This window comes from Nonomuraea solani (assembly GCF_900108335.1).
Lineage (GTDB): Bacteria > Actinomycetota > Actinomycetes > Streptosporangiales > Streptosporangiaceae > Nonomuraea > Nonomuraea solani.
The window spans coordinates 35,611-49,151 of the sequence record NZ_FNVT01000023.1; the positions used below are offsets into that span (position 1 = coordinate 35,611).

14 protein-coding genes are annotated in these 13,541 nt (G+C 72.4%); 4 read left to right on the plus strand and 10 right to left on the minus strand.

All coding sequences use genetic code 11. The annotated features are described in order from the left end of the window. Positions 1-26 precede the first annotated feature (26 nt). Positions 27-773, minus strand: coding sequence for a siderophore-interacting protein (locus C4V41_RS49580; protein WP_200824776.1), 747 nt, complete (start codon positions 771-773; stop codon positions 27-29). Positions 774-858: 85 nt separating this feature from the next. On the opposite strand from C4V41_RS49580, the gene C4V41_RS49585 reads away from it, so the two are divergent. Next, positions 859-1,563: a TetR/AcrR family transcriptional regulator gene (locus C4V41_RS49585; RefSeq protein ID WP_103963054.1), complete on the plus strand. Its 705-nt coding sequence runs from the start codon at positions 859-861 to the stop codon at positions 1,561-1,563. 4 nt (positions 1,564-1,567) lie between these two features. Here the strand turns inward: C4V41_RS49585 and C4V41_RS49590 are convergent, their stop codons facing one another. The 6 genes from C4V41_RS49590 to C4V41_RS49615 form a co-directional block, all read right to left on the minus strand. Further along, entirely contained in the window at positions 1,568-2,038 is a 471-nt protein-coding gene (locus tag C4V41_RS49590; RefSeq protein WP_103963055.1) for an OsmC family protein, read from the minus strand. A gap of 147 nt (positions 2,039-2,185) precedes the next feature. Further along, complete coding sequence (locus tag C4V41_RS49595; RefSeq protein ID WP_235030874.1) at positions 2,186-3,760, minus strand: penicillin-binding transpeptidase domain-containing protein; 1,575 nt, start codon at positions 3,758-3,760, stop codon at positions 2,186-2,188. A 79-nt stretch (positions 3,761-3,839) separates the two neighbouring features. Continuing rightward, positions 3,840-4,499, minus strand: coding sequence for a lysophospholipid acyltransferase family protein (locus C4V41_RS49600; protein WP_235030875.1), 660 nt, complete (start codon positions 4,497-4,499; stop codon positions 3,840-3,842). Positions 4,500-4,752: 253 nt separating this feature from the next. Beyond that, on the minus strand, positions 4,753-5,349 hold the full coding sequence (locus C4V41_RS49605; RefSeq protein WP_103963057.1) for an NUDIX hydrolase: 597 nt from the start codon (positions 5,347-5,349) through the stop codon (positions 4,753-4,755). Positions 5,350-5,408: 59 nt separating this feature from the next. Then, complete coding sequence (locus C4V41_RS49610) at positions 5,409-5,660, minus strand: hypothetical protein (protein ID WP_103963058.1); 252 nt, start codon at positions 5,658-5,660, stop codon at positions 5,409-5,411. A 215-nt stretch (positions 5,661-5,875) separates the two neighbouring features. After that, positions 5,876-7,852: a HelD family protein gene (locus C4V41_RS49615; RefSeq protein WP_103963059.1), complete on the minus strand. Its 1,977-nt coding sequence runs from the start codon at positions 7,850-7,852 to the stop codon at positions 5,876-5,878. Positions 7,853-7,919: 67 nt separating this feature from the next. Between C4V41_RS49615 and C4V41_RS49620 the strand changes: the two genes are divergently transcribed. Continuing rightward, complete coding sequence (locus C4V41_RS49620) at positions 7,920-8,519, plus strand: TetR family transcriptional regulator (protein WP_103963060.1); 600 nt, start codon at positions 7,920-7,922, stop codon at positions 8,517-8,519. Here the strand turns inward: C4V41_RS49620 and C4V41_RS49625 are convergent. Both C4V41_RS49625 and C4V41_RS49630 read right to left on the minus strand, forming a co-directional pair. Continuing rightward, a complete protein-coding gene (locus tag C4V41_RS49625; RefSeq protein WP_103963061.1) occupies positions 8,516-8,878 on the minus strand; it encodes a DUF4440 domain-containing protein in 363 nt (120 codons plus the stop codon). The genes C4V41_RS49620 and C4V41_RS49625 overlap by 4 nt on opposite strands. Continuing rightward, the gene (locus C4V41_RS49630) at positions 8,875-9,696 is read right to left on the minus strand and encodes an SDR family oxidoreductase (protein ID WP_103963062.1); all 822 of its coding nucleotides are present in this window, start codon (positions 9,694-9,696) and stop codon (positions 8,875-8,877) included. The genes C4V41_RS49625 and C4V41_RS49630 overlap by 4 nt, the downstream gene beginning before the upstream one ends. Before the next feature lie 69 nt (positions 9,697-9,765). Here C4V41_RS49630 and C4V41_RS49635 point away from each other — a divergent pair, with 69 nt between their 5' ends. Together C4V41_RS49635 and C4V41_RS49640 are read left to right on the plus strand one after the other, a co-directional pair. Continuing rightward, positions 9,766-10,701 carry an AraC family transcriptional regulator gene (locus tag C4V41_RS49635; protein ID WP_103963063.1) on the plus strand — a complete coding sequence of 312 codons (936 nt, stop codon included), beginning with the start codon at positions 9,766-9,768 and terminating at the stop codon, positions 10,699-10,701. Positions 10,702-10,870: 169 nt separating this feature from the next. Then, entirely contained in the window at positions 10,871-12,559 is a 1,689-nt protein-coding gene (locus tag C4V41_RS49640) for a SulP family inorganic anion transporter (RefSeq protein WP_103963064.1), read from the plus strand. 5 nt (positions 12,560-12,564) lie between these two features. Here C4V41_RS49640 and C4V41_RS49645 read toward each other — a convergent pair whose 3' ends face one another. Then, positions 12,565-13,536 (minus strand): tyrosine-type recombinase/integrase, encoded by a 972-nt coding sequence (locus C4V41_RS49645; RefSeq protein ID WP_103963065.1) that lies wholly within the window; start codon positions 13,534-13,536, stop codon positions 12,565-12,567. Positions 13,537-13,541: the final 5 nt, after the last annotated feature.

Sequence of the window (13,541 nt, forward strand, 5' to 3'; positions counted from 1 at the left end):
ACGAACCCCGGTGATCCAACCGGTTTTCAGTGCAGGCCGCGCTTGCCCGGTGCCCAGAACGGCTTGATCTTGATCGAGGTGCGTGGCCAGTTGCGCTCGCGTACCAGGTGGTCGCGGATCATCTGGCAGGTGCGCGCCTCGCCCGCGAGGTAGGCGGCGCCGGTGTTGCCGGGCAGGTCCAGCGCGGCGACCGCGGTGAGCAGCGTGTTCGACGACGCGGCGGGCGCGCCGTGGCGGTGGGCGCGGCGCAGCTCGTACGGACCCGGCATGGGCAGGTCGTGCTCGGCCGACTCGCTCTCCAGCACCCCGTGCACCTGCGCGCCGGCCCCGAGCGCGCGCAGCATCGGCCCGAACGCCGCGGCCGCCGTCTCATCGCCCGCGAACACATGGAACGGAGCCTCGTCGCGGGTGAAGAAGTCGCCCTGCGGCCACCAGAACGTCACCGCGTCCCCGGGAGCCGCCTCCCGGGCCCAGCGCAGGCCGATGCCGTCGCCGTCGTACAGGTGCGCGCGCAGCTCCAGCGCCCGCCTGCCGGCGTCCAGCTCCCAGATCGTGTACGTGCGCAGCGTCTCGGCCGGCCGCAGGATCCCGTACATCGACAGCGGGTCGTTGATCTGCACCCTGATGTGCTGGCCGGGCCGGTAGGGAAAGGCGATCGGGGCGCCGGTCGCCAGCCGGATCCGCCGCATCGTGGGCGTGACGAGCTCGGCCTCGGTGACCCGCGCCTCCATGACGTACTTGGCGAAGGCGCCCGCCAAGGGATTGCGTTGCATCTATACTCCTTAAATATCCTTAGAGGCATTAAGGAAACATAGACGCCCTAGGATGTCAACGGACGATTCCTGAGAAAGGTGGGCCATGACCGTCAGCAGGCGTGACAGGGTGCGGCAGGCGACGCTGGCGGAGATCCGCGCCGCCGCCCGCGGGCTGCTCATCGAGCAGGGGCCGGCGGCCGTCACGATCAACGCCGTGGCCAGGGAGATGGGGATGAGCGGGCCGGCGCTCTACCACTATTTCGCCGGGCACGACGAGCTGATCGGGGCGGTCACCGCCGACTTCTTCCGTGAGCTGACGGCCGTGATGGAGGCGGCGCGCGACGCCTGCCCGCCGGACGACCACGGCCGCCGGTTGCTGGCCACCTGCCGGGCGATGCGGGCCTGGGCCATCACGCACCGGGCCGAGTTCGGGTGGGTGTTCGCCAGCCCGATCACCAGCGAGCGCCGGCCTGACTCGCCGCGCGAGCTGGCCGGGCGCGACTTCGAGCAGGTCTTCCTGGAGGAGGTCACCGAGCTGTGGACGATCCGGCCCTTCCCGGTGCCCGAGCCCGGCGAGCTGGATCCGTCCATCAGGGAGCAACTGCGGGCCTACACGGTCTCGACCGGGGTCGCGCTGCCCGTGGAGGCGGTCCACGTCTTCCTGACGTGCTGGATCAGGCTGTACGGGCTGCTCTGCATGGAGGTGCTCAACCAGCTCGACTTCGCCTACACGGACCTGGGGCCGGTCTTCGAGGAGACCCTGCGGGAGCTCGCCCCGAAGCTGGGCCTGGACTACGTGGAGGCGTAGCGGCTCAGCCCGCCGCACTCACCTCCGGCTCGTGGCGGACCGGGAAGTTGACGGAGGCGGCGATGAAGCACGACTTGTGGGCGTCGGCGTGCAGGGCCAGCGCCGCCTCGGTCATCTCGGGCGAGGCCACGGTCACCTTGGGCCGCAGCACCACCTCGGTGAAGTGACCGCCGTCCGCCGTCTCGGCCATGGTGCCCGTCGAGCGGTCCTCGTACGCGGTCACCACGACACCCGCCATCGCGCACTTGTGCAGATACCACAGCATGTGACACTGCGCGAGCGAGCCCACCAGCAACTGCTCCGGGTTCCAGCGCGCCGGGTCACCCCGGAAGGCGGGGTCGGACGTGCCCGCGATGGTGGGCGGCCCGTCGGCGGACAGGTCGTGCTCGCGCCCGAAGTCCCGGTAGCCGCTGGTGCCGCTGCCCTTGTTCCCGGTCCAGGTCACGACGGTCTGGTAGGTGTGCTGACGGCTCATCGACGCCCCCTGCGCGTAGTCCTTGACAAGTGACCAGCGTAACCGCGGAGGGCGGGCCGGCTCGCCGATCGTTTAGAGCCCCTCACTCTCGCCTGGCAGCGTGCACCTTCCACCCGCTGGGGACTCAAGGCCCCGGCCGGAGGGACGTCAGTAGCTCTTGAGGAAGGTCGCCGCGACCGGGGCCGCGACCTTGCCGCCGCCTCCGCCGCCCTCGACGACCACGGCGAACGCCACGTCGCCCTTCCACCCCATGAACCAGGCGTGGGACTCGAGCTTCTCACCGGTGCCGTATTCGGCCGTGCCGGTCTTGCCGTAGGTGCCCGAGGGCAGGCCCGCCGCCTTGGCGGTGCCCTTGGTCACCACGGCCGACATCATGTCGTGCAGCCCCGACTTCACGCCCTCGGGCAGCTCCCGGTCGGCGGTCTTCTGCTTCACCGAGGGCACCAGCGTCGGCGGGCGCCAGGTGCCGTCGGCGATGGCTGCGGCCACCGAGGCCATCGACAGCGGGCTGGCCGTGATCCTGGCCTGCCCGAACGACTCCGCGGCCAGTTCGGCGTCGGACGTCGCCTTGGGGAAGCTGGCCTTCGCGGCCGGCACCCCGATGGTCAGCTGCTGGTTGAAGCCCACGTCCTCGGCCGCGTCGAGCAGCTTGTCGGCGCCCAGGTGCTCCTTGGTCAGCGGCGCGATCGTGGTGTTGCACGAGTGCGCGAACGAGTCGCGGAGCGACAGCGAGCCGTATTCCGCCTTGTCGGAGTTGCGGATCTTCAGACCGCCGACGGTGGCGTACTTGGGGCAGGTGACCATGTCCTTCGGCGACATCCCGGCCGCCAGCAGCCCGATCGCGGTGACCGCCTTGAACGTCGAGCCGGGCGGGTAACGCCCGTCGAGCGCCCGGTTGAACCCGCCCACGTTGTTGACCACGGCCAGGATCTCGCCGGTGGACGGCTTGATCGCCACCAGCGAGGTGGGCTTCTTCATGTTCTTGACCGCCGTCACGGCGGCGGCCTGCGCGCGCGGGTCAAGCGAGGTCTGGAGGGCCTCGCCGTCGGTGCCCTCGATGGTCTGCAGCTTCTTGCCGCCGAGCTGGATCTCGGTCGCGGGGGTGCCGGCCAGCCGCTTCTGGAACGTCGCCTGCAGCCCGGCGTAGCCGACCGCCTGCCCGACCTTGTAGGAGGCGCCGAGCCTGGTCACGTCCTTCTTGGTGGCCTTGGACAGGTAGCCGACGAGCTGCTGGACCGACCCGCCCACCGTGCCGGTGTCGATGCGGTCGCCCTCGGCGTCGGTGATCTCGGCGCGGTCCGGCCAGCGGGTCTTGAGCGCGAACGTGGCGCCCTGCGTCATCGACGGATGCAGCGTGGCCGGCTTCCAGTCGACCTTCCACGTGCGGTCGGCCACCATCAGGTCGATCTGGCCCTGGTAGGACCACTTGCCGACGTTCTTCATGGTCAGGGTCGCGGTGTAGGGGACCTGGGCCCGCCCGTCGCCCTCGGTGACCTTGCCGAGCTCGATCGTGGCCGACTCGACCGCGAGCGCGGTGCGCTGCTGGTCGTAGGCGGTGAGTTGCTGCGGCTTCGCCAGCTCCTTGGTCATCGCGCCGCTGTCACCCGCCTGCCACGCCACCGCGAAGCGCTGCGCGGTCTCGGCCGGCGTGCCCCTGGTGTGCAGTACGTAGTAAGCGCCCCCGGCCGCGGCCCCCACCGCGAGCACGGTGACGCCTGACACGATCGCGATGGTACGGCCCCGCGCCACTGATCAGCCCCCTAATCCTCGACGGCACGTGCCCGAGCCGGGCGGCGAGACCTCAGGACATCCCATGGGAGGCCTTGAAACTCGACGCGTAGCTCGGGACGTATTCCTGCCCTGACAGCCGCTGGATGGCGGCCATGATCTCATCGGTGACCCGCCGCCGGTCCTGGGCCTTGGTGTGGTCGCCCGTGAACCGCATGGGCGCCCCGATCGCGATGCCGATCCGCGCGGGACGCGGCACCTTCGCACCCAGAGGCAGCACCTTCTCGGTGCCGCTGAGCGCCACGGGCAACACCGGCGCGCCCGTCTTGAGCGCCAGCCAGGCCACCCCGATCTTGCCGCGGTAGAGGCGGCCGTCGGGGGAGCGCGTGCCCTCGGGATGGATGCCGAACAGCTCGCCCCGCTCCAGCAGCGCGGCCGCGTCGTCGAGCATCGCCTGAGCGGCGTGCGCGCTCTCGCGGTCGATCGGCAGGCTCCCGCCGAGCCGCATGAAGAAGCCGGAGACGGGGTTGCCGTCGAAGTACTCGTTCTTGGCGGTGAACGTCACGTGCCTCGGCAGCAGCGCCGGCAGCAGAAACGAGTCGAGCACCGACAGGTGGTTGGCGGCCAGGATCGCGGGACCGCTCCTCGGCACGTGCGCCGCACCGGAGATGTGCGGCCGGCACATCGCGTGAGCGAGGGGCGCGGCGGCGAACTTGACCACTTCGTACAGCAACGAGCTCTCCTGATCATCGGGCGGGCGGCCACCCCACAATAAAGCAGGCGCCCCGCCGGGTGCTGCGGGACGCCTGGGAAAAGCTTTGAGGCCGATGTGGCGGTCGCCTCCTCGGCGAGATGCACAACACGGCTCCAGCCGAACGGTATTCCGTGAAGGCGGTAATTTGCGGCCCGGGGGACACAGACCACATCGGCCTCTCGATGCTAACGGACATCCGGGGGGTGCTATTCCATCGGGCCCGAAGTTCCGGTCAGGTTCTCGTCCAGTGCGGCTGCCTGACGTCGAAGACCCGCTGCTCACGGCCACGCAGCGCCACCTCGGCGAACTGCCACAAAATCGCGCCCGTCGGCGCGTGGATGACGATCGAGGGGCCCAGGGGCATCTGCAGCAGGCCGCCCTGCCAGCGCGGCACCCCCGGCTCCAGGAAACGGTCGAGCGGCACCGGGTGCACCGAGGCCACCTCCCGGGCGTCGGGCACCGGCTCCTGACGGCCGCCGAACGCCACCACCGGGGTGATCACGAAGCCCGAGTCGGTGACGAAGTCGTCGAGCAGGCCGGCCACCTCGACCCCCGTGACGCCGGTCTCCTCGGCCAGCTCGCGCAGCGCGGCCTCCACCGGCCGCTCGCCTTCGTCGAGCCGGCCGCCGGGCAGCGCCCACTGCCCGGGGTTGCGGCCCCGGGCGGCGCGCCTGATCACGATGACGTACGGGCTGCGCTCGTCGTCCTCCAGCACGCACACGGTGACGGCGGCCCTGCGCACCCCGCCGGCGGGCGGCACCTGGCGGCGGTCGAAGGTGGTCAGGCGGGCGGTGATCTGCTCACGCAGCGCGTCAATGGGCGAAAGCACCCGACCAGGATCTCACGACGGCCGCGTCATCTCGGGGTCATCTCGGGATCATCTCGGGGTCATCTCGGGGTCAGCAGGATGCTGAGCACCGTGCCGGCGAGCATTCCCGCGCCCGCCGCGATGGCCGCCCACCGGCCCAGCGGCTCTTCGCGGGTGTGGCCGACGATGCCCAGCACGACGCCGGCCAGGCCGAACAGCACCGGCAGGAACAGCACGGCCACCGCGGCGCAGACGAACCCGATGATCGACAGGACCTGCTCGCTCGCCCGCGGCCGATGCGGCGGCCGCGGGTAGGGCGGCGGCGACCACATGCCCTCAGACCATGCGCTCTCAGACCGCGTGCTCTCAGACCGCGTGCCCTCAGACCGCGCGCCTTCAGACCGCATTCCCTCACCGGAATGCGGGTCGTCGCCTTGCGGCGGTGTCTGCGCGGAGGTCACGGGCGGGCTCCTCTCGGGGTGTGGACCACATCACACACCCGGGGGAGCGGCCGTGTCGAGCGTGCGTTCCCCGACATCTGCCCATTTCAAGCGGCTTCTGCGGGGTGGGAAAGCGGTGGCGGGAGCGGCCGGGCGTGGACGACGTCTAGGCGGGAGACGGCCCGGGTGAGGGCGACGTACAGACGGTTCAGGCCGCGCCGCTCGGCCTCCGCGATCGCGGCGGGCTCGGCCACGACGACGTGGTCGTACTCCAGCCCCTTGGCCATCGAGGCGGGCAGCACGCTGAGGCGGCCGGCGATGTCGAGGCCCTCGTCCCACAGCGCGGACGTCAGCGTCTCGACATCGGCGTCGGCGGCGATCACCCCGATCGAGCCCTCGAACCCCAGCGCCTCACGCGCGGCCGCCACCACCCCCTTCGCCAGCGCCGTCACCGGGGTCACCCGCAACCTGCCGTCCGACCGGTACGAGCGGGTCTCCGGCACCTCCACCTGGAGCGCCGCCAGCAGTGTGTTGGCCAGCTCCACCACGACCGCGGGCACCCGGAAGCCGGTCGTGAGGGCGATGATCTCGCCGTCGGGCTTGCCCAGCAGCTCCATGCGCTCCGGCCACGAGGTGGCGGCCCACGGCGTGGTGCCCTGGGCCAGGTCGCCCAGCACGGTGAGCGAACCGTGCGCGCTGCGCCTGGCCACGGCCCGGCACTCCATCGGCGACAGGTCCTGAGCCTCGTCCACGATGACGTGCCCGTAGCCCCGGGGCCGCTCGATCAGGCAGGCGATCTCGTCGAGCAGCACCAGGTCGGCGGCGCTCCACTTGGCGCTCTTGAAGCTGCGCGGCGGCTTGGCCCAGGTGATCGCGGCCCGTTCGGCGTCCGTGAGCACGCCGGCCACGTCCTCAGGGCCGAGGAGGAGGTCGTGCAGGAGCTCTTCCGGTTTGACGTTGGGCCAGACGGCGTCCAGGTACGGGGTGACGGCGCGGCCGATCTGGCGCAGCCAGGCCGCGTTCGCCGTCTGGCCACGGGTCTCGGCCTGGTCGCGGACGGCGGCGACGATCCGGGCCTTGACGCGTTCGCGGCCCACGCCGTAGGGGATGGACTCGCGGCGGGTGTCGTCGACGATGCGGCGCAACTCGTTCTCGTACACCCGCCAGCGGTACGAGCCGTCCGGCACCACGACCGGTTCGAGCGGCCGGGAGATCCGCGCGTACAGGGCCTCGCGCAGGACCTGGGCCATGCGGGCGTCGTGCTTGACCATCGCGGCCGCCTCGGTGTCGGCCGCCGCGACCGGGACGGTGGCCAGCAGTCCCGCCAGGGTCGTCTGCTCGACGTCCATCTCGCCGAGCGCGGGCAGCACGGCGGAGATGTAGCCGAGGAAGGCCCGGTTGGGCCCGAGCACCAGCACGCCGCCGCGTTCGAGGCGGTGGCGGTGGGCGTACAGGAGGTAGGCGGCCCGGTGCAGGCCCACCGCGGTCTTGCCGGTTCCGGGTGCGCCCTGGACGCAGATCGAGGTGTCGACGTCGGCGCGGACGAGGTCGTCCTGCTCCGGCTGGATCGTGGCGACGATGTCGCGCATGGGACCGACGCGGGGCCGCTCGATCTCGGCGGCCAGGATCTTGCTCTCACCCTCCTCGCCCTGGGCGAGCCGTTCGTCCTCGAAGCCGGTCAGCGTGGTGCCGGACCAGCCGAAGCGGCGGCGTACCGCGACGTCCTGGGGGTCGCGGGCGCTGGCCCGGTAGAACGCGCGCGAGACCGGCGCCCGCCAGTCGATCACCACGGGCGGGCCGCCGTGCTCGCCGGTAATGTGCCGCCTGCCGATGTGGTACGAGCGGCCCGGATGCTCGGCCGAGCCCGCGCCGAAGTCCAGGCGGCCGAAGAACGGCGGCCCCTCCGGCTCCTCGCTCAGCTCCTTGGCCAGGCTCTTGAGGTGGCGGCCCAGCCGTTCGGCGCTGTAGCGGTCGCCGGCCACGGTCTCACCGACGATCACGTTGTTCCGCGCGCCGTCCAGCATCCTGCGCAGGCCGGCCGTGCAGCGTTCGACGTACCGGCGCTCGTCGTCGAGCGTCTCCATCACACCTCCCGAAAGTGTTAACTCGGTTAAGATATTGACCAGGTTAACACTTTGATAGAGTGTGCTCATGACAGGACTCCGGGAGCTGCAGCGGCGGCGGCAGCACGAGGTCATTTCGGCGGCGGCCATCGCGCTCTTCCTCGAACGCGGCTTCGACGAGGTGCCCGTGACCGAGATCGCGGCCGCGGCGGGGGTGTCGAAGCCCACGCTGTTCAAGTACTTCCCGACCAAGGAGGACCTGGTCCTGCACCAGATCGCCGACCACCAGGACGAGTCGGCGCGGGTGGTGCGCGAGCGGGCGGCGGGGGAGGCGCCGGTGGCGGCGCTGCGCCGGCACTTCCTCGACGGGCTCGCCCGCCGCGATCCCGTCACGGGGCTCAACGACCATCCCCAGGTGGTGGCCTATCACCGGATGGTGTTCGGCACGCCCAGCCTGGCCTCCCGGGTGACCCAGTACATGGAACGGGCCGAACAGGCCCTCACGGAGGCGCTGGCGGAGACGAGCGACGACCTCACCGCCGCGCTGCTGGCCGCGCAGGTGCTGGCCACCCAGCGGGTGCTCGCCCGGCGCAACTGGCTGCTGCTCGCGGAGGGGCGGACGGCGGACGAGGTCGAGGCGGAGGCGGTCCTGGCGGCCGGGCGGGCGTTCGCGATGCTGTCCGGCTAGGGGATCCAGGTCTCGTGCAGGTGCACCCAGCGCCAGGGCGTCGTCCGGAGGACGGCCGTGGCGCGGCGGCCCCGGGTGCCGTGCCACTCCTCGTAGGTCGCGACCAGCAGGCCGCCCGACTCCGCGATCACGCGCACGTTCGCGATGGTGATCGTCAGGTCCGGCGCCTTGCCGTGGGCGGACTCCACCTGGGCCAGGATCTCGGCGCGCGACAGCACCGCTCCGTCGGGGCCGATCAGCGTGAAGCCCGGCGCGTGCGCGTCGGCGAAGGCCGCGAACTCGGTACGGGCGGCGGCGCCCGTCAGCCAGCGTTCGATGACCTGGTGGTGGCGGACGACCTCGTGTGCGGCGTCCGTCATGTGGCGATCCAGTCGCGCAGTGGGGTGAGGCGGAGGCCGAGCCGTTCCGCCAGGCCGGGCGACGGGGTGAAGAAGCCGCGCCGGCCGCCGATCCAGCGGTACGTCGCCGCCACCCCCGCCGCCGCCTCCGCCCCGACCGCGTGCGCCAGGCCCGACTCGAACGCGGCCACGTCCTGCTCTTCGTACCGGACCCCCGGCCCGAACATCGCCGCCAGTTCCGGCCCCGTCACCGTGTCAGGACCGCCCAGGTCCAGCGTGGCGCCCTCCAGCCCGTCGAGAGTGAGCGCCGCCGCCGTGGCCGCGCCCAGGTCGGCGTGCGTCAGCCAGGGCACGGCGACGTCGGCGGGCAGCGGGTAACGCAGCACTCCAGGGCCGGCGACCCCGGGGGCGCGCAGGTTCTCGGCGTAGAGCGGCGGGCGCAGCACCACCGTCGGCACCCCGCTGGACAGCAGGGCGGCCGCCGCCCGCCGCCGGGTCTCGAACGCGGCCACGCCCGACTCTGCTTCGGGCAGCCGGTTGCCCGTGTTGAACGCCAGCCGCCGCACCCCCGCCGCCAGCGCCCCGTCGATCACGTGCCGGACGTGGGCGGACACCGTGGCGGGGTCGTACACCAGGGGCAGCGTCACCGACGCGTGCGTCACCCCGTCGAACGCCTCCTTCACCCGCGCGGCGTCCCCCAGGTCGCCGCGGAACGGCCGCACCCTCGCCGGGACGTCGCCCGTACGGGAGAAGCCGCGGACGTCGTGGCCCCGCTCGGTCAGATGGCGGGCGACGGCGCCGCCCTGGGCGCCCGAGGCGCCGATCACCAGGAATCGCATGGCCCCAGTTTTCCGAGGGCCCGCGATACTCTCCATAAAGGGAGATCTCCGAAATGTTAAGGATCGTCCATGGGTGACCTGCTGAGCGAGCTGCTGGCCCCGCTGCGCCTGCGCGGCGTGTTCCACAGCCGCTGGACGGCACGGGGGCCGTGGGGCGTGGCCGGGGAGCGGGAGAGCTGCGCGCTGCTGCACTACGTCCAGGAGGGCCGGTGCGTGGTCGAACTGCCGGGCGCGGGACCGGTGCGGCTGGGGGCGGGGGAGCTGGCGGTGTTCCCGCACGGGGCGGCCCACCGGCTGGCCGACGCGCCCGGCCGGGCGACCGTGCCGCTGGAGAGCGTGCTGCCGGAGCGCGAACCCGGCTCGGTGCGCACGGTGTCGATCGACGGGCCGGGGGAGCCGACCGTCATGCTCTGCGGCGGGCTGCACTATGACGCGGCCGCCGCGGCGCCGCTGTACCGGGCGCTGCCGCAGGTGCTCGTGCTCGACCGGCCGGCCGTCGCCCGCGAACCTCTCCTCGCCGACCTCCTGGGCCGCCTCGCCGCCGACTGGGACACCACCGAGGCCGGGCGTCAAGACGCGGGGCTGGAGATCGTCGCGTTGCGCGCGTTCGAGCTGGTCTTCGTGCTGGCGTTGCGGGCGGCCATGGCGAGCCTGGGCGAGGGGGAGCCGGTGCTGCGGGCGTTGCGGCATCCGGCCGTCGGGGCGGCGCTGCTGGCCGTACAGACGAGGTTCGCCGAGCCCTGGACGGTGGAGAGCCTGGCCGCCGAGGCCGGGATGTCGCGATCGGCGTTCGCGGCGGCCTTCCGCGAGCTCGTCGGCGAGGCGCCGATGCGGCACCTGACCGCGCGCCGGATGCAGGAGGCCGCCCGGCTGCTGGCCGGCACCGCGCTCCCGCACAGCGGCATCGCGCGGCGCGTCGGGTACGGCTCGACCGTCGGATTCCACCTCGCCTTCAAACAATGGCACGGTTTCACGCCTGGCGAATATCGCCGTCGCGGAGTTTAACCAGGTCGGAGGGGGTGTACTTGTACCCTGACAACCTCTTCACCAATTGCAAATTTATGCAATTTGGGGCAATGCGGGGTTGTCTTGACCTAGAAGGAGTGATGGTGAGCGGACCTTTCGCGGGCCGATGCGGTAACAAAGACGAGTCGAACGGGCACGCACGGTGAACATGGCACTCGACCTCGCCTGGCGCCGTGTACGAGCCGTCCTGCCGGAACGCACCGGGTTGACCGAAATGCGCCGCAGCCCCCGCCACGATCTCCTCGCCGGGCTGACGGTCGCCATCGTCGCCCTGCCGCTCGCGCTCGCGTTCGGTGTCTCCTCCGGTCTCGGCGCCGCGTCGGGGCTGGCCACGGCCGTGATCGCGGGGTCGCTCGCGGCCCTGTTCGGCGGGTCGGCGCTGCAGGTGTCGGGCACCAGCGGCGCGATGACCGTGATGCTCATGCCGATCATGAGCGCGCACGGCGCCTCCGGCGTGCTGACGGTCGGCCTGATGGCCGGGGCGCTGCTCATCGGGCTCGGCCTGGCGGGCGCGGGCCGCTACATGGCGCTGGTCCCCGCGCCCGTGGTGGCCGGGTTCACCGTCGGCATCGCGGGCGTGATCGGCCTGCAGCAGTTCCCGCACGCGCTCGGCGTACCGGCCCACGACAGTGACAAGGTCGCCGTCGTGGCCTGGCACGCCGTCCTCGACTTCCTGGCCAGGCCGCACTGGTGGGCCATGTCCGTGACCCTCATCGTGGCCGTGGCGCTGCTCGTGGGCGCCGGTCTGCGGCCGACGGTGCCGTTCTCGCTGCTGGCCGTGGCCGTCGTCACCGTCCTCGCCGAGGTGGCCGCGCTGCCGCTGGCCAGGATCGGCCACCTGCCCGCCGGGCTGCCCGCGCCCTCGACGGCCTTCCTCGATCCCGCCGTGGCGACGTCGCTGATCGCCCCCGCGATCGCGGTGGCCGCCCTGGCGTCGCTGGAGTCGCTGTTGTCGGCCACCGTCGCCGACAACATGACCGGCCGCGACCGGCACGACCCCGACCGCGAACTGTTCGGGCAGGGGCTGGCCAACCTCGTCACGCCGCTGTTCGGGGGCATGCCGGGGACGGGCGCCATCGTGCGTACCGCCATCAACGTACGCTCCGGCGCGCGCTCCCGGCTGGCGGCCCTCTCCCACGCCGTGATCCTGGGCGGCATCGTCTACCTCGGCGCCGGGCTCGTCTCCCGCATCCCGCTGGCCGCGCTCGCCGGGGTGCTGCTGGCCACGTCGGTGCGCATGGTCGAGGTCGGCGCGGTGCGCGCCATGTTCAGGTCCACCAGGAGCGACGCCGCGGTGCTCGTGCTGACCGCCGTGGCCACCCTCACCCTCGACACCGTCCTCGCCGTCATCCTCGGCCTGGTCGTGGCCGGGGCGCTGGCGTTGCGGGTCATCGCCCGCAACGTGCGCGTCGACCAGGAGCGGCTCCGCCACGACCTGCAGCCCCAGCACACCGAGGACGAGCACGCGCTGCTCGCCGAGCACATCGTCACCTACCGGCTGGAAGGGCCGCTGTTCTTCGCCGCGGCCCACCGCTTCCTGCTCGAACTGTCGGAGGTGACCGACGTGTCCGTGGTGGTGCTGCGCATGAGCCGGGTCACCACCATCGACGCCAGCGGCGCCCTGGTCCTGGGCGACGCCATCGAACGACTCGAACAGCGGGGGATCATGGTGTACGTCTCCGGCATCCCCGACGACCAGCACCAGCCGCTGGAGGCGCTCGGCGTGATCGCCCGGCTCGACCAGGCCGGTCAGGTGTTCGCCACGACCGACCAGGCCATCGCGGCCGCCCGTGAACGGCTGCACAACACCGGCATCGTGCCCCGCCTGGCCGGGTGACCCCCTTACGCCAGCGGACGGGGGGCGGGGAGGCGCAGGCGGTCGACGGCCTCGCGCCGGGTCCGCTCGGGGCGGCGGTCGTAGCGGGCCGTGGTCGCCGGCGACGAGTGCCCCACCAGGGCCTGGGCCGTCGCCAGGTCCACCCCGGCGTCCAGCAGCTCGCCGATGAACGTGCGGCGGAAGTCGTGCGCCGTACGCCGGGACGCCCCCGCCTCCCCGAACCGCCGGGTGAGAATGTCGGAGATGCCCTGCCCGGTCAGCCCGACCGGGCGCCCGTCGCGTTCGCGCAGGCGCCCGGCCTTGCTGATCGGGCTGAACAGCGCGCCGGGCGTGCGGCCGCGCACCGCCAGCCACCGTTCGACCAGCCCGATCGCGTCGGTGGTCAGGTAGACCAGGCGTTCCTTGTCGCGTTTGCCGCGCACCCGCAGCGACCGCGCCCCCGGATCGTAGTCGGTCAGCGACAGCCCGCCGAGCTCGGCGCGGCGGCAGCCGGTGGAGTAGAGCACGGCGATCAGCGCCGCGTCGCGCACCCCGGCCGGCGAGTCGTCGCACACCGACAGGGCCGCGCCGACCACCTCGGGCGGCACGTGGTGCCCGGCCGGCAGGCGGCTCTGCCGCACGGGGGCCAGGTCGGAGGCGCGGGCCAGGTCCTCGGCGCTGGTCTGGCCCAGCCGCCACGCCTCCTTCAGCACCCGGCGCAGCGCCACCAGGTGCTTGTTGACATAGGCCGCCGACCAGCCCTGGTCGGTGAGCAGCGTGCGAATCCGCACGGTGTGCTCGTAACGCAGCAGATGCCACGGCTGGCCCGCGCCCGTCGCGCGCTCGTCGCCGGTGAGCAGGCGCGCCAGCCGGTCGAGGCAGCCGCGCATGGTGCGCCGCGACTCGGGGCTGGTGAGCGAGTCGAGATAGACGTGGTACGGGTCACGCGCCGGCTCGATCGGCGGTGTCCCCTGGACAGGCAGGGCGGGCAGGCTCACCTGGA